The organism is Stenotrophomonas sp. 96582_Sma (assembly GCF_056480905.1).
Map to the genome: position 1 here is coordinate 4,453,542 of NZ_CM151122.1, position 20,237 is coordinate 4,473,778.

Sequence of the window (20,237 nt, forward strand, 5' to 3'; positions counted from 1 at the left end):
CACTGCGTGGGCGTTGCCTGAAGACCCCCCATGAAAATCCTGTACACCAACTTCCACTACGGCGACGGTGGCGGCCACACCACGTACATCGTCTCGCTGGCGCGTGCGCTGCACGGCCAGCACACGCTCCACGTCGCCGCGCCGGCCGACAGCCGCCTGCTGCGGACCATGGCCGATGAAGGCATTGCCCGCACACTGCCGATTGCGTTCGGCAGCGGCCTGCCAACGCTGCCCCGGCAGCTGGCCGAACAGCGCGCGCTGCGCAGGCTGGTGCACGATGAAGGCATCGACCTGATCCATGTCAACGGTGCACGCGACCACCGCTTCGTGATGCAGGGGCTGCTGGGCATGCGCCGCCCGCCGATCGTGCTGACCAAGCACAACAGCAAACCCACCAATACCTTTGGCAATGCGCTGCGCGCACGCTGGGCCACCGATCGGCTGATCGCGGTCTCGGCCGACACCAAGCGCCTGCTGGAACAGGGCCCGTACCGTCGCTGCCCGATCGACGTGGTCCGCAATGGCGTTGACCTGGAGCGCTACTCACCGCAGCCGGCCGGCACCGGCAGCGCGCTGCGCCAGCAGTGGACGCAGGATCCACAGGCGCTGGTGCTGGTCAGCAACGCCGGCACCGACGATTACAAGGGCTGGATCGACCTGGCCCGGGCCATCGCACGGCTGCCCGATGCGGTGCGTCCGCATGTGCACATGGCCGTGGCCGGCCACCTGCCCAGTGCGCAGCAGCGCGAACAGGTGCAGGCGCTGGGCGAGGTGGCCGCGCAGGTGCACTTCACCGGCCTGCTGGCCGATACCCGTGTCCTGATCGCGGCCGGCGATGCTGGCTTCGTACTGTCCCATGACGTCGAGACGATCTCCTTCGCCTGCCGCGAGATGATGGCCAGCGCCAAGCCGATGCTGGTCAGCGACTACGCGGGCCTGCCGGAGAACATCGAACAAGGCGTCGATGGCTGGGTGGTTGCCACACGCGACATCGACGCCATCGCCGCCCAGGTACAGGCGCTGTACGCACAGCGCGATGCGCTGCCGGAACAGGGCCGCGCAGCACGCCGCCATGCACAGCGGGAGTTCGGCCTGCAGACATTCGCCGACGCCACGCTGGCCAGCTACCACGCCGCCCTGGCCAGCACCTGAGCCACGCTCCCCGAACGCTCAATCGATGATGCCGGGCCCCTGCAGGCGGCGCTCGTGCTCGAGTTCCGCCACTGACGGCCGGCAGTCGCCGGCGACCGCATCGGCAGGCACCAGCCACCAGCGGCGACGATTGGAAATGCCCGCCATCTCGGCCCGCGCACGATCGATGCAGGCCTGCATCGCATCCTCGTTCACCAGCAGCCAGCGTTGCTGCGGAACCAGCCGCTGCCAGCGCACGGCCGCCTGCAGCTGTTGATGCCAACGTGCTTCGAATCCAAAGGTGGCCGCCGGGCGATCGGCCATCAGCAGGTTCTGCTCTTTCCATGCCACCAGTCCCAGCTCGGCCTGCGGGCCGATGCGTGCACTCACTTCACGCATCAGGCCACGGGCCGAGCTGGAGTCGTTCAACACCGGATAACCGACCAGGCTGTACAGCACCCAGACTCCTGCCAGGGTAGAGACCAGGGCAACGTGCCGACGCTGGCGCCCGCACACCCACAGGCTCAAGGCCGACCAGACCGCCATCGCCAGCGCCGCCCAGGCCAGCGCATCGGTGGCACCGGGAAGCAACCCGCGGCCATGGGTAAGGCGCACTTCGAAATCCGGATCACCCAGCAGCGCCAGCGCACCGACCAGCCCCAGCGCCAGTGCCAGCAACGCGGTGAATGCGCCCAGCACGCGCTGCACATCGCGCCGCCTCAGCAGCCCGGGCAGCAACGGCGCCAACGCCAGGCAGAACATCGGCAATGCCGGCAGGATGTAGACGTCGCGCTTGCCGTGCGGAAGGGAGAAGAACAGCACGACCAGCAGCCACCAGGCCAACGGCAGCAGGTAGCGCGCATCGCGCCGGCGCAGCCGCCGGAACCAGGCCGGAAGCGCCCAGGGCAGGAGCAGGAACGCGGGAACCCACATCGACGGCATGATCGCCAGGAAGTACCACCACGGCTGGTGATGGTCCCAGGACTGCGTATAGCGCCGCGCGGTCTGCCGGAACAGGATGTCGTCCATGTAGGCGCGGTACGGCTCCGAACCGGTGGCGAAGCCTGCCAGCAGCATCGGCGCCAGCCACAACGACACCGCCAGCAGGAAGGCCAACGGTGCCAGCCAGAAACGCAGGTCGCGCACGTGCAGGCGTACCCGTGGCCAGTGCAGCACGGATGCGACTGCCGCCGGCACGATCATCATCAGCGCCAGCACGCCTACGCCCTTGGTGATCACACCAATGCCGGCAAAGAACCAGCCCAGCCACCACCAGCGCCAGGCCGGACCCAGCAGCAGATGGCGCAGCAGGCCGTAGTTGGCCAGGGTGATGAACAGCACCACCAGCGGATCGATCTGCGCCTTCTTCGCCTGGAAGGTGAAGTGCAGCGCGAACAGCAGTGCCCAGCCCGCGTACAGCCCCACCTGGCGCGTCCACAGGCGGCGGCCGAGATCGACCACGCACCACAGCGTGCCCAGCGCGGCCAGCAGCGAGGGCAGCAGGAACGCCACCCGCCAGTGGCCGACCAGGCTGTACATCGCCGCCTGCAACCACATCAGCATCGGCGGCTTGTCCGAATAGAGCTCGGGGCCGCGATGCGGGAACAACCAGTAGCCACTGTCGACCATCTGCTTGGCCACCAGCGCGAAACGTGGCTCGTCCGAGGGCCACGGATCACGGAGGCCCAGGCCGGCCCCCAGCACCAGCAGGGCCATCACCACCAACAACCACGTCTGGCGCGACGCGTGGGCTTTCAGCATGGGACTCGAAACGGCAGCGGGGGTCAGGCTGCTTTTAACAGACGCGCGTAGAAGAAACCGTCAGCATCGTTTTCACCCGGCAGCCTCTGGCGCGCCACCCCTTCGCAATCCACGCCGAATGCATCGCCCAGCGGCTGCGCCACGGCATCCGGATGCCACTTCAGGAACGCGCGCACCTGATCGATGTTCTCGGCGCGCAGGATCGAACAGGTGGCATACAACAGCACGCCGCCCGGGCGCAGCATCGACCAGCAGGCTTCCAGCAGGCGCGCCTGCACGCCGACCAGTGCATCGATGTCTTCGGCGCGACGGTGGAACATCACATCCGGCTGGCGGCGGATCACGCCGGTCGCCGAGCACGGCGCATCAAGCAGGATCGCGTCGAACGGCACGCCATCCCACCAGGCGCCCGGATCACTGGCATCTGCCGCCAGGGTCTGCGCATGCTCGCCCACGCCGGTACGGGTGTAGGTATCGCGTGCACGGGCCAGGCGGCGCGCGTCGATATCCAGCGCCAGCAGGCGCAGGCTGGGGTCGCGCTCGAGCAGGTGCGCCGACTTGCCGCCGGGGGCCGCACAAGCATCCAGCACGCGGGCACCGGCCACCGGGGCCAGCGCATCGGCGGCACACTGCGCCGACAGGTCCTGCACCGAGATCGCGCCCTCGGCGAAGCCGGGCAGCTGATTCACGGCAACCGGAGAGGCCAGGCGCAACGCGTCGGCACTGAGCGGACTGGCTTCTGCGGCAATGCCGGCTTCGGCCAGCGCGGCCAGTGCCTTGTCACGACCGCCCTGCTGGCGGTTGGCGCGCAGCCACAGTGGCGCCGGTTGCAGGCTGGCGCTGAAGATCGCGTCGGCCTGTGCCGGCCAATCGCGTTCCACCGCATCGGCCAGCCATTCCGGGAAGGCATCGCGCGCTGGCTGCTCCGGGAAACCTTCGCGCTGCGCGCGGCGCAGGATCGCATTGACCAGGCCCGCCTGGCGCTCACGGCCCAGTGCACGCGCGGCATCGACGGTGGCCGACAGCGCCGCGTGCGCCGGCAGCTCCAGCACGTCCAGCTGGGCGAACCCGACCATCAGCAGCGTGCGCAGATCGGCATCACGCGCCGACAGCGGCTTCTGCATCCACGACTGCAGCGCCGCGTCATAGGTGCTGCGGCGGCGCAGGACGGCGAAACACAGGGCTTCCAGCAGCGCACGGTCGCGGCTGTCGGCCAGCTTCGGCAGCGCCCAGGCCAGTTCGGCCTTCAGCGAACGGCCACGGGTGAACACCTGTGCCAGCACACGTGCGGCCAGCATGCGCGTGGCCGCGCCCGGCGCCGCCTTGGCGACGGAGAAATCGTTCTGCTTCGACACCGCTTATGCCCCCACGCGCAGATCGCGGCGGGCGTTGAGGTAGTCGGCCGCAGTAATCGCCTTGCCACCTTCCCGCTGCAGCACACGCAGGCGCAGTGCGCCCTGGCCACAGGCGATATCGATGCCATCGCGGCTGGCCGCCAGCACCGTGCCCGGCGCCTGGCCGTGGGCCTCATCCAGCGCCACCGCGCCATGGATGCGCACCCGCTCGCCAGCCAGCGTCGCCTCGGCGATCGGCCACGGATTGAAGGCGCGCACGGTGCGTGCCAGCGCCCCTGCATCCAGCGCCCAGTCCAGACGGGCCTCGGCCTTGTCCAGCTTGTGCGCATAGGTCACGCCCTGCTCCGGCTGCGGCCGCGCGATCGGCTTGATGCCGGCCCGCAGCAGGCCCAGGCCGTCGGACAGCACCTGCGCGCCCAGTTCCGCCAGCTTGTCATGCAGCTGGCCACCGGTATCGGTGGCCGCGATCGGCAGCTCCTGGTGCAGCAGCACCGGGCCGGTATCCAGGCCGGCCTCCATCTGCATCAGGCAGACGCCGGTCTTCGCATCGCCGGCCTGGATCGCGCGCTGGATCGGCGCGGCACCGCGCCAGCGCGGCAGCAGCGAGGCATGCACGTTCCAGCAGCCGTGGGTCGGAATGGCCAGCACCGCCTTGGGCAGGATCAGGCCATAGGCCACCACCACCATCAGGTCCGGCTGCAGGTCGCGCAGCTGCTGCTGGGCGGCTTCATCCTTCAGCGATTCGGGCTGGTAGACCGGAATGCCACGGGCCACGGCTTCAAGCTTGACCGGCGACGGCGCCAGGCCACGGCCACGGCCGGCCGGACGATCAGGCTGGGTGTAGACGGCCACGACCTCATGGTGGCGCGCAGCCGCGCGCAGCGACGACACCGCGAATTCCGGCGTACCGGCAAAGACAATCCTCATGGCTACCCCACTTGCAGGATGGATTCGTGCAGGAAAGAAAACGGCGCCGTCGGCCGGCGCCGTACAGCCCGCGCGCGTCGCGCAGGCACGGGCCACCCGATGGGCGGCCCGGATTGGCGATCACGCCACGTGCTTGCGCTGCTTGGCCAGCTTCTTGCGCACCATCTCGCGCTTGAGCGGCGACAGATAGTCGATGAACAGCTTGCCGTCCAGGTGATCCATCTCGTGCTGGATGCAGGTGGCCAGCACTTCGCCGGCTTCCAGCTGCTGTTCCTGGCCGTTGCGGTCCAGGTACTTCACGGTGATGGTATCGGCGCGGGTCACGTCGGCGAAGATGCCCGGAACCGACAGGCAGCCCTCCTGATACACCCGGCCTCCGTCCTTGGCGACGATTTCCGGGTTGATGAACACATGCGGTTCATTCTTTTCTTCGCTGACGTCGATGACCATGAAGCGCTTGTGCACGTCCACCTGGGTGGCGGCCAGGCCGATGCCCGGGGCGTCGTACATGGTCAGGAACATGTTGTCGATCAGTTCCTGGAAGGCCGGCGTGGTGACTTCGGCGGCTTCGATCAACGCAGCCTTGGTACGCAGGCGCGGATCGGGGAACTCGAGAATGGGGAGAAGGGCCATGGCTGTTTCCGGATAGGGGGCCGGCACGCCGGCATACGTCGCAGATTCTAGCTCCAACGCTTGCCTTGCGCCCCGGTTTCTGGACTATAGTGCGCGGACCTGTTGGGGAATCAGGGCTTCACACCTATGTTGCTTCGTTTTCGTACGGTCGTCGCCGCGGCGATGCTGACCGTGGCTGCCTATGCTACCGCCGTGGAAGTGAATGGCGGGCACCCGGACACCTATGTGGTCCGAAAAGGGGATACGTTGTGGGATATCGCCGCACGTTTCCTGCAGAAGCCGTGGCTGTGGCCGGAGATCTGGCAGGCCAATCCGCAGATCGCCAATCCGCACCTGATCTATCCCGGTGACGTGCTCAGCCTGGCCTATCTGGACCGGGTGACCGTCGCTGCCAAGCCCGGCCCGCGCCAGGAAGCCCCGATCGATGCCATTCCGCTGGCCCAGGTCGAGCCGTTCCTGAAGCAGCTGAGCGTGGTCGACAGCATCGAGCAGCTACCCTACGTGGCCGGCCTGGAAGAAGAACGCCTGCGCGTCACCAGCGGCAGTGCGGTCTACGTGCGCCTGGCCGACGCCCAGCTGGGCCAGCGCTGGGCCGTGGTCCGCCCGACCGTGCGCTACGCCCAGCCCAAGCCGACCGAGGACCTGACCGCCAACGGCGACGTCACCCCCGGCAGCGGCAACCTGTGGCGGGCCTACAACGCCCCCAACCACCGCCGCGGCATACTCGGCTATGAGCTGGCCCAGGTCGCCACCGGCACCATCACCCATGTCGCCGGCGGCAAGGTCGAGGCGTCCACCCTGGTGCTGGACAAGAACGAAGGCGGCCGCGAGGTGCGTGCCGGCGACCGCCTGGTCCCGGTCGAGGCCAAGCCGTACGACCTGCAGTTCGTCCCCCATGTCCCGGCCGCCGGTGTCGAGGGCGTCGATGTGCGCGTGCTGGCCGTCACCGACATGTTCACCGCCGCTGGCCCGCGCGATGTGATCGCGATTTCCGCAGGTCGCGCCCAGGGCGTGGACAACGGCACCGTGTTCTCGCTGTGGCGCCCGGGCCGCCACGTGGCGCACCGCATGAAGTACCCCACCTCGTCGCGCATGGACGATTCGCTCAGCACCGGCGCCGGCCGGGTTTCGCTGCCGGACGAATACGCCGCGCACGCCATGGTGTTCCGTACCTTCGACAACGTCAGCTACGCGCTGGTGATGCAGGGCGTGAAGCCGGTGCGCGTGGGGTTCAACGCACTGCACCCGGACGCGAAGTAACCAGTCCCGGGTTGCCCGGCCACTGCAGGTAGTGCCGGCCTCTGGCCGGCAGGCACCTCCGGCAAAACCTGACAGCCACATGCGAAGGCGCCCTAGGGCGCCTTTGTTGTATGCGCTCGATAGTGGGGAGATGACCAACCAAGCTGACGAGGCGCTGCTGCGCCTGTTGATGGCAGGCGGCGCGCTGGCGCCACGGCGGGCACTGCTGCAGGCCGCAGGCAGCGCGGAGATTGCGATCGCGCAGGGCGCCGCGAACTGGCGCGCGCACGGCTGCACGCCCGAGCAGTGCGCCGCGCTGGAATGCCCGGACACCCGGGCCTGGGCCGTGGCACGGCGCTGGCTGGAAGACGACAACCAGCACCTGCTGGCCTTCACCGATCCGGCATTCCCCCCGCCCCTGCTGGATGTCCCGAACCCACCCCTGGCGCTGTTCATCGCCGGCGACCCCAGCCTGGCCTGGCGCCCGTCGGTGGCGCTGGTCGGCAGCCGCTCGCCGACGCCGGGCGGACGCGCCCTGGCCGCCCGGTTTGCCGGCTGCTTCGTCGAAGCCGGGCTGGCGGTGACCAGCGGCCTGGCGGCAGGCATCGACGCGGCCGCCCACCAGGCCACGCTGGACGCCGGTGGCTGCACCGTGGCGGTGATCGGCACCGGCCCGGACCGGGCTTACCCGGACAGCCACGCCAGGCTGCAGGCCCGCATCGCCACCGAAGGCGCAGTGCTCAGCGAATACCTCCCGGGCACACCGGCACGCCCCGGTCACTTTCCAGCCCGCAACCGCCTGGTGGCCGGGCTGGCGCTGGCGACGGTGGTGGTCGAGGCCGCCCAGCGCTCCGGCGCATTGATCACCGCACGCCTGGCCGCCGAGGCCGGCCGCGAGGTCTGTGCCCTGCCCGGTTCGGTACTCAACCCACGCGCCGCGGGCTGCCACCGGTTGATCCGCGAGGGTGCCGCACTGGTCGAGCGCCCGGAGGAGGTCCTTGAACTGCTGGCGCCCGCCCTTCGCCAGCAGCTGCCGGGCTTGCAATCACGGCTCGCCACCCCCACTGAACAGGCACCGCCGGCACTCCTGCCGGCGCGCTGGGCCGACGACCCTGACTACCAGAGCTTGTGGCGGGCCCTGGACCACAACCCAAGCGGTATGGATTCACTGATCACGCGCTGTGGATTGACGGCGCCCCAGGTGTCCTCCATGCTGCTGGCCATGGAACTGGCGGGAATCGTGGTGTGCGTACACGGCCGCTACTGTCGAACTCCCTAGTTTCTTCACCTCCACAGCGTCGCGCGACGCAGGCCGAGGGGCAATGAAAGAGAGCATCCTGGACGTACTGCTGTACCTGTTTGAACACTATTTCAGCGAAGATGCGGACCTGATCCGTGACCGCGATTCGCTCCAGAACGGCCTGATCCAGGCCGGTTTCAGCCCAACCGAGATCAACAAGGCATTCGACTGGCTCGATGCCCTGGCCGCGCAGCGGCCGAGCGTGGCCCAGGCACGGGTCGATGGCCCCGTGCGCGTCTACCACGGCCCCGAGCTGGACAAGCTGGACGTGGAATGCCGTGGTTTCCTGCTGTACCTGGAACAGCACGGCATCCTCGACGCCGACCAGCGCGAGCTGGTGCTGGACCGGGCCATGGCCCTGGACCAGGACGAACTGGACCTGGACGACCTGAAGTGGGTCGTGCTGATGGTGCTGTTCAACCAGCCCGGCTCCGAGGCGGCGTACGCCTGGATGGAGACGCAGATGTTCATGGACGAGCCAGAACCCCTGCACTGACCGTACACTTGGGGGCATAGCGCATTCAGGAGCGTCCCCGTGAGCGAGTGGTTCCATGCAGAAGGCAACCGGCAGCAGGGTCCGCTGCCGGCGGAACAGTTGGTCGAGTTGTTCCGCAACAACCAGATCTCCCTGGACACCCTGGTCTGGCGCGACGGCCTGCCGCAATGGCAGCCGTTGCGCACCGTGGTCGACGAACTCGGCCTGATCGTGCCGGCGCTGGACGCTGCCGCACCGCCCGTGGAACCCGAGCCCGATCCGGAACCGGTGGCACCGCCTCCGCCGCAGCCGCCGGTACTGCCGCCGTCCACGCCCTACACCACCAGTGCATCGGCCACCGCCCTGCCAGCGCCGAAGAAGAAGCTGTCCGGCTGCGCCCTGACCGCCATCATCGGCGGCGGCCTGCTGCTGGTGCTGGTCCCGATCGTGGCCATCCTGGCTGCCATCGCGCTGCCCGCCTACAACGACTACACCGTGCGCGCCAAGGTCGCCGGCGCAGTGACCGCGCTGCAGCCGTTGAAGGACCAGGTGCAGCATTTCGCCGATGACGAAGGCCGTTGCCCCGGTGCCAACGACGCCGGCTTCCCGGCCCCGGGTGACTTCGCCCATGCAGGGCTGTCGGCGGTGAACATCGGTCGCTTCAACAATGGCCACTGCGGCATCGAAGCCACCCTGGCACTGCCCGGCAAGAGCCTTGATGGCGACCTGCTGTGGCTGGAATACGATCGCGACAGCGGCCGCTGGGAATGCAGTGGCGAAAGCAACGACAAGTACCTGCCGCCGACGTGCCGCGGCTGAGCCACGCGCACGCCAGCACCTCCAAGGATGATTCAACAGGGAACATGCAATGACTGAGTGGTACTACGCCGAAGGACAGCAACGCCAGGGCCCGCTGCCGGTCCAGGAGATCCGCCAGCGCTTCCAGCGCGGCCAGCTGAACCTGGACACCCTGGTCTGGCGCGAAGGCATGGCGCAGTGGGCTGCGCTGCGCCAGGTGGTCGACGAACTGGGACTGCAGACACTGGCCGACGCCAGCACGGCCACCGACAGTGGCGGCTTCGACCTGCGTGGCGACTATGCCGCGATCGACAACGGTACGGCGCCACTGCCTGGCACCGGCGCCCTCAGCAGTTCGCCCTACAGCGCCCCTGCGGCGCTCGGCGGCGGCGGCCATGCCCAGCCGGTGATGGGCGGCGAAGTGGTCTACGCGGGCTTCTGGAAGCGCGTGGCGGCCTACATGATCGACTACTTCGTGCTGGCCATCCCCGGCGGCATCATCGGCGCCATCCTCGGTGTGGTGCTTGGTGCCAGCATGGGTGCGGTGGGCAGCGGCGAATCGGCCATCGAAATCGTGGCCCAGCTGGCCAGTGCCCTGATCAACCTGGCCATCGGCATGGCGTACTACACCTGGTTCCATGCCTCGCAGGGCGGTGCCACGCTGGGCAAGATGGCGGTCGGCATCAAGGTCGTGCGCAGCAATGGCGAGCGCCTGACCAAGGCCCGCGCATTTGGTCGCTACTGGGCCGCGGTGCTCAGCACCTTCACCCTCGGCATCGGTTTCCTGATGGCCGCCTTCACCGAGCGCAAGCAGGGCCTGCACGACATGATCTGCGACACCCTGGTGGTCGACCGCTGGGCCTACACCGACCAGCCGCAGCTGCAGCGCCGGGAGCTGGGCACGGTGACCGTGCTGGTGCTCGTACTGACCGGCCTGCTGTCGCTGGTGGGCCTGGCGCTCATGGTGTTCGCGGTTGGCTTCATCGCCAAGATGGCCTCATGAACGGCCATCCTCACGCCTGGCTGCTTGACATGGGCTGGCCGGGCGTGATTCCTCTAATAAGGTGAAACCTGAACGCCCGGCACATTACCGGGCGTTCAGTTTATGGATTTGCCCGTGGCCGCTTCACTAATGCGGCCGTTTGCTCCACCCTAGCGGCCCCTCTCCCCCGGTCCGCCCACAGACCTTTCCTGACATGCCCAAGCACCTGCTCATCGTCGAATCGCCGGCCAAGGCCAAGACGATCAACAAATACCTCGGCAAGGACTACACGGTCCTGGCCTCGTATGGGCACGTGCGCGACCTGATCCCGAAGGAAGGCGCAGTCGACCCGGACAACGGGTTCGCCATGCACTACGACGTGATCGACAAGAACGAAAAGCATGTCGATGCGATCGCCAAGGCCGCCAAGGGCGCCGACGACATCCTGCTGGCGACCGACCCGGATCGCGAGGGTGAAGCGATCAGCTGGCACATCGCCGAGATCCTGAAGGAACGCGGGCTGGTCAAGGACAAGCCGATGCAGCGCGTGGTGTTCACCGAGATCACCCCGCGCGCCATCAAGGAAGCGATCAGCCAGCCGCGCGCGATCGCCAGCGACCTGGTCGACGCCCAGCAGGCGCGCCGCGCGCTGGATTACCTGGTCGGTTTCAACCTGTCGCCGGTGCTGTGGCGCAAGGTCCAGCGCGGCCTGTCCGCCGGCCGCGTGCAGAGCCCGGCACTGCGCATGATCGTCGAGCGCGAGGAAGAGATCGAAGCCTTCATCGCCCGCGAATACTGGTCGATCGCCGCCGAGTGCGCGCACCCGTCGCAGCACTTCAACGCCAAGCTGATCAAGCTGGACGGGCAGAAGTTCGAACAGTTCACCATCACCGACGGCGACACCGCCGAGGCCGCCCGCCTGCGCATCCAGCAGGCCGCGCAGGGCTCGCTGCATGTCACCGATGTGGCCAGCAAGGAGCGCAAGCGCCGCCCGGCGCCGCCGTTCACCACCTCCACCCTGCAGCAGGAAGCCTCGCGCAAGCTCGGCTTCACCACCCGCAAGACCATGCAGGTGGCGCAGAAGCTGTATGAAGGCGTGGCGATCGGTGACGAAGGCACCGTCGGCCTGATCTCGTACATGCGTACCGACTCGGTGAACCTGTCGCAGGACGCGCTGGCCGAGATCCGCGACGTGATCGCCCGCGACTACGGCATCGCCTCGCTGCCGGACCAGCCGAACACCTACCAGACCAAGTCGAAGAACGCCCAGGAAGCGCACGAAGCGGTGCGCCCGACCTCGGCGCTGCGCACGCCTGCGCAGGTGGCGCGCTACCTGACCGATGACGAGCGCAAGCTGTACGAGCTGATCTGGAAGCGTGCGGTGGCCTGCCAGATGATTCCGGCCACCCTCAACACCGTCAGCGTCGATCTGTCCGCCGGCAGCGAACACGTGTTCCGCGCCAGCGGCACCACCGTGGTGGTGCCCGGCTTCCTGGCCGTGTACGAAGAAGGCAAGGACAACAAGAGCGCCGAAGACGAGGACGAAGGCCGCAAGCTGCCGGCGATGAAGCCCGGCGACCGCGTGCCGCTGGAACGCATCCAGGCCGAACAGCATTTCACCCAGCCGCCGCCGCGCTACACCGAAGCGGCGCTGGTGAAGGCGCTGGAAGAGTACGGCATCGGCCGTCCCTCGACCTACGCCTCGATCATCCAGACCCTGCTGTTCCGCAAGTACGTGGAAATGGAAGGCCGCAGCTTCCGCCCGTCCGATGTGGGCCGCGCGGTGTCCAAGTTCCTGTCCAGCCACTTCACCCGGTACGTGGACTACGACTTCACCGCCAAGCTGGAAGACGAGCTCGACGCCGTCTCGCGTGGCGAAGAAGAGTGGATCCCGCTGATGGCCCGCTTCTGGGAGCCGTTCAAGGAGCTGGTGGAAGACAAGAAGGAATCGGTCGACCGTGCCGAGGCCAGTGGCGCGCGCGAGCTCGGCACCGACCCCAAGACCGGCAAGCCGGTCAGCGTACGCCTCGGCCGCTTCGGGCCTTACGCTGCCATCGGCAGCACCGCCGAGGACGCCGAGGAGAAGCCGAAGTTCGCCTCGCTGCGCCCCGGCCAGTCGATGCACACCATCTCCCTGGAAGACGCGCTGGAACTGTTCCTGATGCCACGCGCGCTGGGTGAGGACAAGGGCGAGCCGGTCAGCGTCGGCATCGGCCGCTTCGGCCCGTTCGCCAAGCGCGGCAGCACCTATGCCTCGCTGAAGAAGGAAGACGACCCGTACACCATCGACCTGGCCCGCGCCGTGTTCCTGGTCGAAGAGAAGGAAGAGATCGCGCGCAACCGGATCATCAAGGAGTTCGAGGGCAGCGACATCCAGGTGCTGAACGGCCGTTTCGGCCCGTACATCAGCGACGGCAAGATGAACGGCAAGATCCCCAAGGATCGCGAACCGGCCTCGCTGACCCTGGCCGAAGTGCAGCAGCTGATGGAAGAAACCGGCAAGCCGGTGCGCAAGGGCTTCGGCGCCAAGAAGGCTGCCGCGAAGAAGGCCCCGGCAAAGAAGGCGGCGGTGAAGAAGGAAGCGGCGCCGAAGAAGGCCGCTGCAAAGAAAGCGCCTGCCAAGAAGGCCCCGGCAAAGAAAGCGGTGAAGAAGGCTGCCGCGAAGAAAGCCCCGGCGAAGAAGGCCGCTGCAAAGAAGTAGATCCACGCCATGCGTGGATGAGGGTCAAGGTGTGCGGACCAACGGTCCGCACCCACCATCAGCAGTCAGTACCTACCGCTGATGCCGGCCAGCGGCCGGCACTACCGGGTGCCAGGGTCCACCCCTTCTGCACGCGGCAGGGGGATAATGAAGGCCCACGCCGGGCCGGTCGCCGCCATGAAAGAACTCACCCTGGACTCTGCTGTCGCCACGCTCCGCGCGGGCGGCGTGATCGCCTACCCGACCGAAGCGGTCTGGGGTCTGGGCTGTGATCCCTCGCACGAAGCTGCGGTGCACATGGTGCTGCGGCTGAAGCAGCGCCCGATCGAGAAAGGCATGATCCTGGTCGCGGCCGAACTGGCGCAGCTGGAAGGCTGGGTGCGGCTGCAGGCGCTGCCCGACGCCCGCCAGCGCGCGGTGCTGGCCAGCTGGCCCGGTGCCAACACCTGGATCCTGCCTGCCGGCCCGCGCGCGCAGCCCTGGGTCACCGGCGAACACAGCGGTATCGCGGTGCGCATCAGCGCGCACCCGCTGGTGGCCGAACTCTGCCGCGCCTGGGGCGGCCCGCTGGTCTCCACCAGCGCCAACCTGGCCGGCGAACCACCGGCACGCAGCCGCGAAGAACTGGACCCGCGCCTGCTGCGCCTGCTCGACGGCATCCTCGATGGGCAGACCGGCGGCCTGGCCCAACCCACCCCGATCCGCGACGCGCTCAGCGGCAACGTGCTGCGCTCCTGAGCCGGCGATTGCGCTGCTGCGGACAATCACGCACCCTGCCGCCATGACCCTGCTACGCGCCACCTTGAGCCTGTGCCTGCTGCTGCCGTGGACGGCACCCGCGGCCGAGGACGTGCGTGTCTACCGCTGCGTTGCCAGCAACGGTGCCGTCGCCCTGCAGGACAGGCCGTGCAACAGCGGCCGCCAGCAGGTGCGCGACCTGCAGCGCCCGCGCGATCCCGCTCCACGGGTGGTGCGCAGTGATGCCACGCCTCCGCCGCCCAGCGAAACCCCGGTCATCCGCGAGCGCGAAGTCCGCCACGTCTACATCCAGCCGCCGCAGCCGATGTACGAGTGCGTGAGCGAGGACGGACGGCGCTATACCAGCGACAACAACGAAGGCAATCCGCGCTGGGTGCCGCTGTGGACCAGTGTCTGGCTGCCGCACGGCCATCGTGGTCCAGCCTATCCCGGACCACGCCCGGCCATCGGCACGCCGATCGGCGAAGGCACGGGTTATCGCCGCCCCTCGATCGGCATGGACGTGCAGGTGCCGGCCGGCAGCGTGCTGGTCCGCGACAGCTGCCATGCGTTGCCACCACAGGAAGTCTGCGCACGGCTGAGTGACCGCCGCTGGGAGCTGGATCGCCGTTACAACAGCGCGCTGCAGAGTGAACGCACCGCCATCAGCAACGAACAGCGCGGTATCGATGCGCGCCTGTCGCGCGATTGCGAACGCTGAGCGCAGCACGCCGTCGCAGCCTGTACGCTGTGCGCATGAACCGAGTGATCTGGCTGCTCCTGGTCCTGCTGCCCGGAAGCGCGTTGGCCGAAGAGGGCGTGATCTACCGCTGTACCTCCAGCAGCAGTGACGTCCCTACCCTGCAGCGCACGCCGTGCGCCACCGGCAGCAAGCAGCAGGTGCTGCGCATCCCCGACCCGGCCAACTCGCAGCCGGCCGCCGCTGCGCCTGTAGCCGCCGAACCTGCATCCGCGCCCGTTGAAACACCCGCGCCGGTGCCGTCCGGACCGGCCGTTGCCCCTGCGGCCCCAGCAAAACCACGACGCGCGGACGAAGGACGCACGATCATGGAAGCAGGCATGGTCGAACACGCAGGAGACGACCAGATCCTCGACAGCGCGACGCTGCGCCGCGATGCCGAGGCCCGCGCCGCCGCAGGTGACGGTCCACCGAAGCCGCCGCTTCCTCCGATCTTCCAGTGCACCGACAGCCAGGGCGGCGGCTACCTGTACGAGTACGAAGCCGCGCCCGGCCGCTGCGAGCTGATGACGGTACAGGGCCTTGGCGGAGTGACGCCGGTGAATGCCGCCAGCTGTGAAGTGGTGCGCGACCACTGCGAAGCGCTTCCCGAAGCGCAGCGCTGCGGTGGTTGGCAGCAGCGCTTCCGCGATGCCCGCGGCCGTGAGCGCTTCGCCGCGCCGGAGAACCGCGATACCGCGCGCGGTGAACGCGAACGGCTGCAGGGCGTGCTGGAGGCCAGCAACTGCCCGGTACCAGGGTGAGACCCACCGGTAGTGCCGGCCGCTGGCCGGCAACCACAGGATCTTCAGATGGTTGCAGTTGCCGGCCAGCGGCCGGCACTACCTGCTGAAAGATCAGAACCCGTAGCGCAGGAAACCGCCGTCCACCGCGATGCACTCGCCGGTGACATAGCTGGCCGCCGGCAGGCACAGGAAGCCCACGGCTGCGGCCACTTCCTCCGGCTCGCCGATACGACGCATCGGTGTGCGGTTGATCACTTCCTCGTAGTAGTCCGGGTCCGCCAACGGACCGGACGTGCGCCGCGTGCGGATGTACCACGGCGCCACCGCGTTGACCCGGATGCCATCCTCGGCCCACTCGACGGCCAGGTTGCGGGTCATCTGATGCATCGCCGCCTTGGTCATGCCGTAGACCACGCCGCTGCGCACATGGGTCAGGCCGGACACGCTGCCGACGTTGACGATGGATGACGACGCGTGGCGTGCCAGCAACGGATGTGCATAGCGCGACAGCTCGAAGGCCGAGAACAGGTTGGTCTCGAAGATCTTCCGCCATTCGTCCTCGGAATACTCCGTGGCCGCCTTGGTGACATTGCCGCCGGCGTTGTTGACCAGGATGTGCAGGCCATCACTATGATCCTCCACCCAGTCCAGGATCTGGCGGCGGTCCTCGTCGTCGGAGACATCGGCGGCCAGCGCATGCACCTGCATCTGCGGATACACGTCCAGCAGTTCGTCGCGCGCGGTCTCCAGCATGTCGATATCACGGCCGACGATCATCAGATCGGCGCCGAAGCCAGCCAGTTCATGCGCGATGGCCAGGCCGATGCCGGCGCTGGCGCCGGTGATCAGGGCGGTCTGGCCGTCCAGGCGCCACCGTTGCTGGGTCATGTGTTCTCCCGGGCCGCGCCCGCTGTGTTTCGATGCGGCAAGGATACGCGCTCACGGCCGCCCCCTACCGAGGATGCGACACTGCCCGCACGCCCATCACGGAGTGCCGCCATGCGCATCCTGATCCTGTTCACGTCCCTGCTGGCCACCGCGCTGCTGGCGGGCTGCCAGCGCCCACCGGCGCCGAACCCGGAAAAGCCACCGGTGCCCCGGGCGATGTCGCGCGCAATCAACGAACCGCTGGACCGCGCCAAGGGCGTGCAGAAGACCGTGGACGATGCCGCCGCGCGTGAGCGCAAGGCCGAGGCCGACGCGACGCAGTAACCCCGCAGACGAAAACGCCCGGCCGAGGCCGGGCGCTTCCAGTAGATCCACGCCGTGCGTGGATGGCTTCCGATCAGAACCCGCAGAAGCAGTACGCCAGCGCCTTCACCGGCGTGCCGTTGCCCTTCTCGCGGGCCGCGTTCTCGACAAAGCGCAGCTGCGTATCCACTTCCGGCATCGTGCGCGCCAGCACCATCCGCGCCATGCCCGAGTCGGACAGCATCCAGGCACCTGCACGGCTGCCGGCGAAACCGCTGACGAACTGCGCGAACGGCGTTGCCGCCTTCTCGATGTAACGCACGCGGTAGGCGTCAGCCTTGCCCAGCTTGGCGCGGCTGGCGGCATCGGCCACCGCATCCTTCAGGCCACCGAAGGCATCGACCAGGCCACGTTCCTTGGCCTGCGCACCGCTCCACACGCGTCCACGGGCCACTTCGTCGACGGCCTCGACCGGCTTCTTGCGGGCGTCGGCGACGCGGCCGGTGAAGTCGGCGTAACCCTTGTTGATCACCGACTGGATGACCTGGCCCACGGCCGGATCCATCGGGCGGGTGACATCGAACGCACCGGCGAAACGGGTGGTGCCGACACCGTCGGTGTGCACGCCGATCTTGTCCAGCGCGCGGCTGAAGTTCGGCACCATGCCGAAGATGCCGATCGAACCGGTGATGGTCGACGGATCGGCATAGATGCGATCGGCATTCATGCTGATCCAGTAGCCACCGGAGGCGGCCAGGTCGCCCATCGACACCACCACCGGCTTGCCGGCGGCCTGCAGGGCCACCACTTCGCGGCGGATCTGCTCGGAGGCGAACACTTCACCACCCGGCGAATCCACGCGCAGCACCACGGCCTTCACGTTCTCGTCGTCACGCGCGGCACGCAGCAGCGCCGAGGTCGATTCGCCACCGATGCGGCCGGCCGGCAGGTCGCCACCGCTGATTTCGCCAGCAGCCACCACCACCGCCACCTGCGGACGGCTGTCGACCGGGTTGCGGCGCGCATCGAGCTGGCCCAGGTAGGAGCCGAAGTCGATGTTGCGGAAACCACCGTCGGCATCGTCGTCAGCCACGCCGCGCTCGATCATCAGATCCTCGAATTCCTCGCGGGTCTTCAGCGACGTCACCAGCTTCTGCTGCAGGGCGAACTTGGCCAGGTCACCACCGGCAGCGGCGATGCCTTCCGGCAGCGTGTCGATGCCGGCGGCCAGCTGTGCCGGATCCAGGCGGCGGGCCTTGGCGATGTCGCCCAGGTAGCGCTGCCACACGTCGTTCATCCAGAACAGGTCGGCTTCCTTGGAGGCCGGCGAAGCGGCGTCGAGCACGTAGGGTTCGGCGGCGGACTTGTACTCGCCCACCTTGAACAGGTGCACGTCCACACCCAGCTTGTCCTGCAGGCCGGTGCGGAAGTACTGGCGATAGCGGCCCAGGCCCTCGAGCACCACCGACCCCATCGGGTCCAGGTAGACCTCGTCGGCCTGTGCGGCCAGCAGGTACTGCGACTGGCCCATGCTCTCGCTGTAGGCCACCAGCTGCTTGCCGGACGCACGCAGGTCCTGCAGTGCCGCGGCCACTTCACGCAGCGAAGCGAAGCCCGACGGCTGCAGCTTGTCCAGCTCCAGCACCACGCGCTCGATCTTCTTGTCTTCCTTGGCCGACTCGATCACCCGCAGCAGGTCGCGCAGCTGGATCTCTTCGGCACCGTTGTCGCCCACCGCCTTGGCCAGCGCGCGGCTGACCGGGTCAGCGCTGAACTGCTCGACCAGGCGGCCTTCCGGCGCGATCACCAGGGTAGTGCGGTCCTGCAGCGATTTGCTGGCACCGGCGCCCATGCCGGCGGCGATGACGAACATCACCAGCAGCAGGAACAGCAGGCCGAAGAACACCAGGTTGAGGATCAACCGGCGGGTGAAGTTCATGACGTCCCACAGCCCGATGAAGAAACTGGCGACGGGGTTGCGACGCGCCGGGGGCAGCGGGGGCACGGGTTGATTCATGGAACGCTCCGGATGGCTTCTTGCCGTGGTGCCAGCATAGCCGGTGCCGTGTGATGCGGCATCGGACACAAGTCAGGGGATCGCCCGCCACGGGTCATCGCGGCGGGCGGGGCGGATCAGGACAGTGCCGACTGGCCGATGCGCAGGCTGCTGCGACGCAGGCGCCAGCCCATCAGGATGGCGGCGGCGGTCAGGCCGACGATCAGGCCGATCCACATGCCCTGCGGGCCCATGCCCAGCCCCAGGCCGAGCCCGGCGCCGAGCGGCATGCCCAGGCCCCAGTACGCGAACATGGCGATGAACATCGGCACGCGGGTGTCCTTCAGGCCGCGCAGCGCGCCCGCCGACAGCACCTGGATGCCATCCGGGAACTGGAAGGTGGCCGCGTACAGCAGCAGGGTGGAGGCCAGGCCGGCCACCGCCAGGTCGTTGGTGTAGACACCGACGATGGCGTCATGGCCGAACAGCAGCACCGCTGCCGACAACGTCTGCGTACCCATGATGATCGCGTAGCCGGCCCAGGCCGCGCGCCGCACGCCGAAGCCATCGCCACGACCGACCGCATGCCCGACGCGCACGGTGGTGGCCTCGGCCACGCCCATCGGGATCATGAAGCACAGCTGGGCGACGTTGATCGCGATCTGGTGCGCGGCCGCTTCATTGGCACCGAGGCGGCCGATCAGCAGCGCGGTGACGATGAACAGGCCGCCCTCCATCAGCACGGTGATGCCGATCGGCAGGCCGGTGCGCAGCAGGTCCCAGATCGCCTTCCAGCGCGGTCCTTCGAAGTGCGAGAACAGCTGCAGGTGGGCGAAGCGCTTGGTGAACCACAGGTAGGTGGCGAAGGCGATCGCCTGCAGCCACATCATCACCGCCGAAGCGATGCCCAGGCCCTCGGCGCCCATTTCCGGGAAGCCGAGCTTGCCGTTGGCCAGCACGTAGCCCATCGGTGCCAGCACCAGCAGGCCACCGAAGCCGAGCAGCATGGTCGGCAGGGTCCAGTGCATGCCCTCGCTGAGATAGCGCATGCAGAAGTACAGGGTCAGCGCAGGTCCGCCCCAGCGCACCGCGTGCAGGAACGCGGTGGCCCCCGGCACGATGTCCGGTGCGATGCCGAACGCAGGCAGCAGCGGCGGCACCACGGTGAGGAAGGTGAACATGATCAGGCCCAGGCCCAGCGCCAGCCACAGTGCCTGGCGGAACAGCGGGCCGATCTCGCGCTCGCGGCCAGCGCCATGCAGCTGCGACACCGAGGCGGTGAGTGAGATCAGGGTGCCGATCGGGATCAGCATCGGCAGCCACAGCAGGGCGGTGCCGATGGTCACCGCGGCCAGGGTCGCCGTAGCGTGGTGGCCGGCAATGACGTTGTCGACGAAGGAGATCAGACCGGTGGACACATGCCCGAGCACAAGCGGCAGGGCGAGCAGACCGGTAGCGCCTACTTCCTTGCTGAAGCGCGGCGTGGAGGTTGCAGTAGACATAAGGTGCTTGACGCGAACTACGG

Annotated in this window: 18 protein-coding genes; 11 read left to right on the top strand and 7 right to left on the bottom strand. The window is 68.2% G+C overall.

The genetic code is table 11. The annotated features are described in order from the left end of the window. Positions 1 to 30: 30 nt before the first annotated feature. Complete coding sequence (locus ACZK2R_RS20905) at positions 31 to 1,152, top strand: glycosyltransferase family 4 protein (RefSeq protein ID WP_125892196.1); 1,122 nt, start codon at positions 31 to 33, stop codon at positions 1,150 to 1,152. Between the two features lie 18 nt (positions 1,153 to 1,170). Here the strand turns inward: ACZK2R_RS20905 and ACZK2R_RS20910 are convergent, their stop codons facing one another. The 4 genes from ACZK2R_RS20910 to def all read right to left on the bottom strand — a co-directional run bounded on the left by ACZK2R_RS20910 (position 1,171) and on the right by def (position 5,807). Continuing rightward, positions 1,171 to 2,892, bottom strand: a complete 1,722-nt coding sequence (locus tag ACZK2R_RS20910) for an ArnT family glycosyltransferase (protein ID WP_125892194.1) — start codon at positions 2,890 to 2,892, stop codon at positions 1,171 to 1,173. Between the two features lie 23 nt (positions 2,893 to 2,915). After that, complete coding sequence (gene rsmB / locus ACZK2R_RS20915) at positions 2,916 to 4,247, bottom strand: 16S rRNA (cytosine(967)-C(5))-methyltransferase RsmB (protein WP_010481181.1); 1,332 nt, start codon at positions 4,245 to 4,247, stop codon at positions 2,916 to 2,918. 3 nt (positions 4,248 to 4,250) lie between these two features. Further along, positions 4,251 to 5,174: a methionyl-tRNA formyltransferase gene (gene fmt / locus ACZK2R_RS20920; protein ID WP_032128555.1), complete on the bottom strand. Its 924-nt coding sequence runs from the start codon at positions 5,172 to 5,174 to the stop codon at positions 4,251 to 4,253. 120 nt (positions 5,175 to 5,294) lie between these two features. After that, positions 5,295 to 5,807 carry a peptide deformylase gene (gene def / locus ACZK2R_RS20925; protein WP_008267110.1) on the bottom strand — a complete coding sequence of 171 codons (513 nt, stop codon included), beginning with the start codon at positions 5,805 to 5,807 and terminating at the stop codon, positions 5,295 to 5,297. 126 nt (positions 5,808 to 5,933) lie between these two features. Here def and ACZK2R_RS20930 point away from each other — a divergent pair, with 126 nt between their 5' ends. The 9 genes from ACZK2R_RS20930 to ACZK2R_RS20970 all read left to right on the top strand — a co-directional run bounded on the left by ACZK2R_RS20930 (position 5,934) and on the right by ACZK2R_RS20970 (position 15,543). Next, on the top strand, positions 5,934 to 7,067 hold the full coding sequence (locus ACZK2R_RS20930) for a LysM peptidoglycan-binding domain-containing protein (RefSeq protein ID WP_032128553.1): 1,134 nt from the start codon (positions 5,934 to 5,936) through the stop codon (positions 7,065 to 7,067). A 130-nt stretch (positions 7,068 to 7,197) separates the two neighbouring features. Next, positions 7,198 to 8,325, top strand: coding sequence for a DNA-processing protein DprA (dprA, locus tag ACZK2R_RS20935; protein ID WP_125892190.1), 1,128 nt, complete (start codon positions 7,198 to 7,200; stop codon positions 8,323 to 8,325). A 43-nt stretch (positions 8,326 to 8,368) separates the two neighbouring features. Then, positions 8,369 to 8,842 (top strand): DUF494 family protein, encoded by a 474-nt coding sequence (locus ACZK2R_RS20940; protein ID WP_005411195.1) that lies wholly within the window; start codon positions 8,369 to 8,371, stop codon positions 8,840 to 8,842. A 39-nt stretch (positions 8,843 to 8,881) separates the two neighbouring features. Continuing rightward, a complete protein-coding gene (locus ACZK2R_RS20945) occupies positions 8,882 to 9,640 on the top strand; it encodes a pilin (RefSeq protein WP_049423390.1) in 759 nt (252 codons plus the stop codon). A gap of 49 nt (positions 9,641 to 9,689) precedes the next feature. Then, a complete protein-coding gene (locus ACZK2R_RS20950; protein ID WP_125892188.1) occupies positions 9,690 to 10,622 on the top strand; it encodes an RDD family protein in 933 nt (310 codons plus the stop codon). A 193-nt stretch (positions 10,623 to 10,815) separates the two neighbouring features. Further along, positions 10,816 to 13,302 carry a DNA topoisomerase I gene (locus ACZK2R_RS20955; protein ID WP_107433224.1) on the top strand — a complete coding sequence of 829 codons (2,487 nt, stop codon included), beginning with the start codon at positions 10,816 to 10,818 and terminating at the stop codon, positions 13,300 to 13,302. A 147-nt stretch (positions 13,303 to 13,449) separates the two neighbouring features. Beyond that, complete coding sequence (gene tsaC / locus ACZK2R_RS20960; protein ID WP_019338925.1) at positions 13,450 to 14,040, top strand: L-threonylcarbamoyladenylate synthase type 1 TsaC; 591 nt, start codon at positions 13,450 to 13,452, stop codon at positions 14,038 to 14,040. 43 nt (positions 14,041 to 14,083) lie between these two features. Next, positions 14,084 to 14,761 (top strand): DUF4124 domain-containing protein, encoded by a 678-nt coding sequence (locus tag ACZK2R_RS20965; protein ID WP_049401000.1) that lies wholly within the window; start codon positions 14,084 to 14,086, stop codon positions 14,759 to 14,761. A gap of 35 nt (positions 14,762 to 14,796) precedes the next feature. Next, positions 14,797 to 15,543: a hypothetical protein gene (locus ACZK2R_RS20970; RefSeq protein ID WP_125892186.1), complete on the top strand. Its 747-nt coding sequence runs from the start codon at positions 14,797 to 14,799 to the stop codon at positions 15,541 to 15,543. A gap of 93 nt (positions 15,544 to 15,636) precedes the next feature. On the opposite strand, the gene ACZK2R_RS20975 is transcribed toward ACZK2R_RS20970, so the two are convergent. Next, positions 15,637 to 16,413 (bottom strand): SDR family oxidoreductase, encoded by a 777-nt coding sequence (locus ACZK2R_RS20975; protein WP_010481164.1) that lies wholly within the window; start codon positions 16,411 to 16,413, stop codon positions 15,637 to 15,639. 111 nt (positions 16,414 to 16,524) lie between these two features. Here ACZK2R_RS20975 and ACZK2R_RS20980 point away from each other — a divergent pair, with 111 nt between their 5' ends. Further along, positions 16,525 to 16,737, top strand: coding sequence for a hypothetical protein (locus ACZK2R_RS20980; RefSeq protein WP_125892184.1), 213 nt, complete (start codon positions 16,525 to 16,527; stop codon positions 16,735 to 16,737). Between the two features lie 73 nt (positions 16,738 to 16,810). Here the strand turns inward: ACZK2R_RS20980 and sppA are convergent, their stop codons facing one another. Next, positions 16,811 to 18,733 (bottom strand): signal peptide peptidase SppA, encoded by a 1,923-nt coding sequence (gene sppA, locus ACZK2R_RS20985; protein WP_049400998.1) that lies wholly within the window; start codon positions 18,731 to 18,733, stop codon positions 16,811 to 16,813. A 116-nt stretch (positions 18,734 to 18,849) separates the two neighbouring features. Then, positions 18,850 to 20,214 (bottom strand): MATE family efflux transporter, encoded by a 1,365-nt coding sequence (locus ACZK2R_RS20990; RefSeq protein WP_110713888.1) that lies wholly within the window; start codon positions 20,212 to 20,214, stop codon positions 18,850 to 18,852. Positions 20,215 to 20,237: the final 23 nt, after the last annotated feature.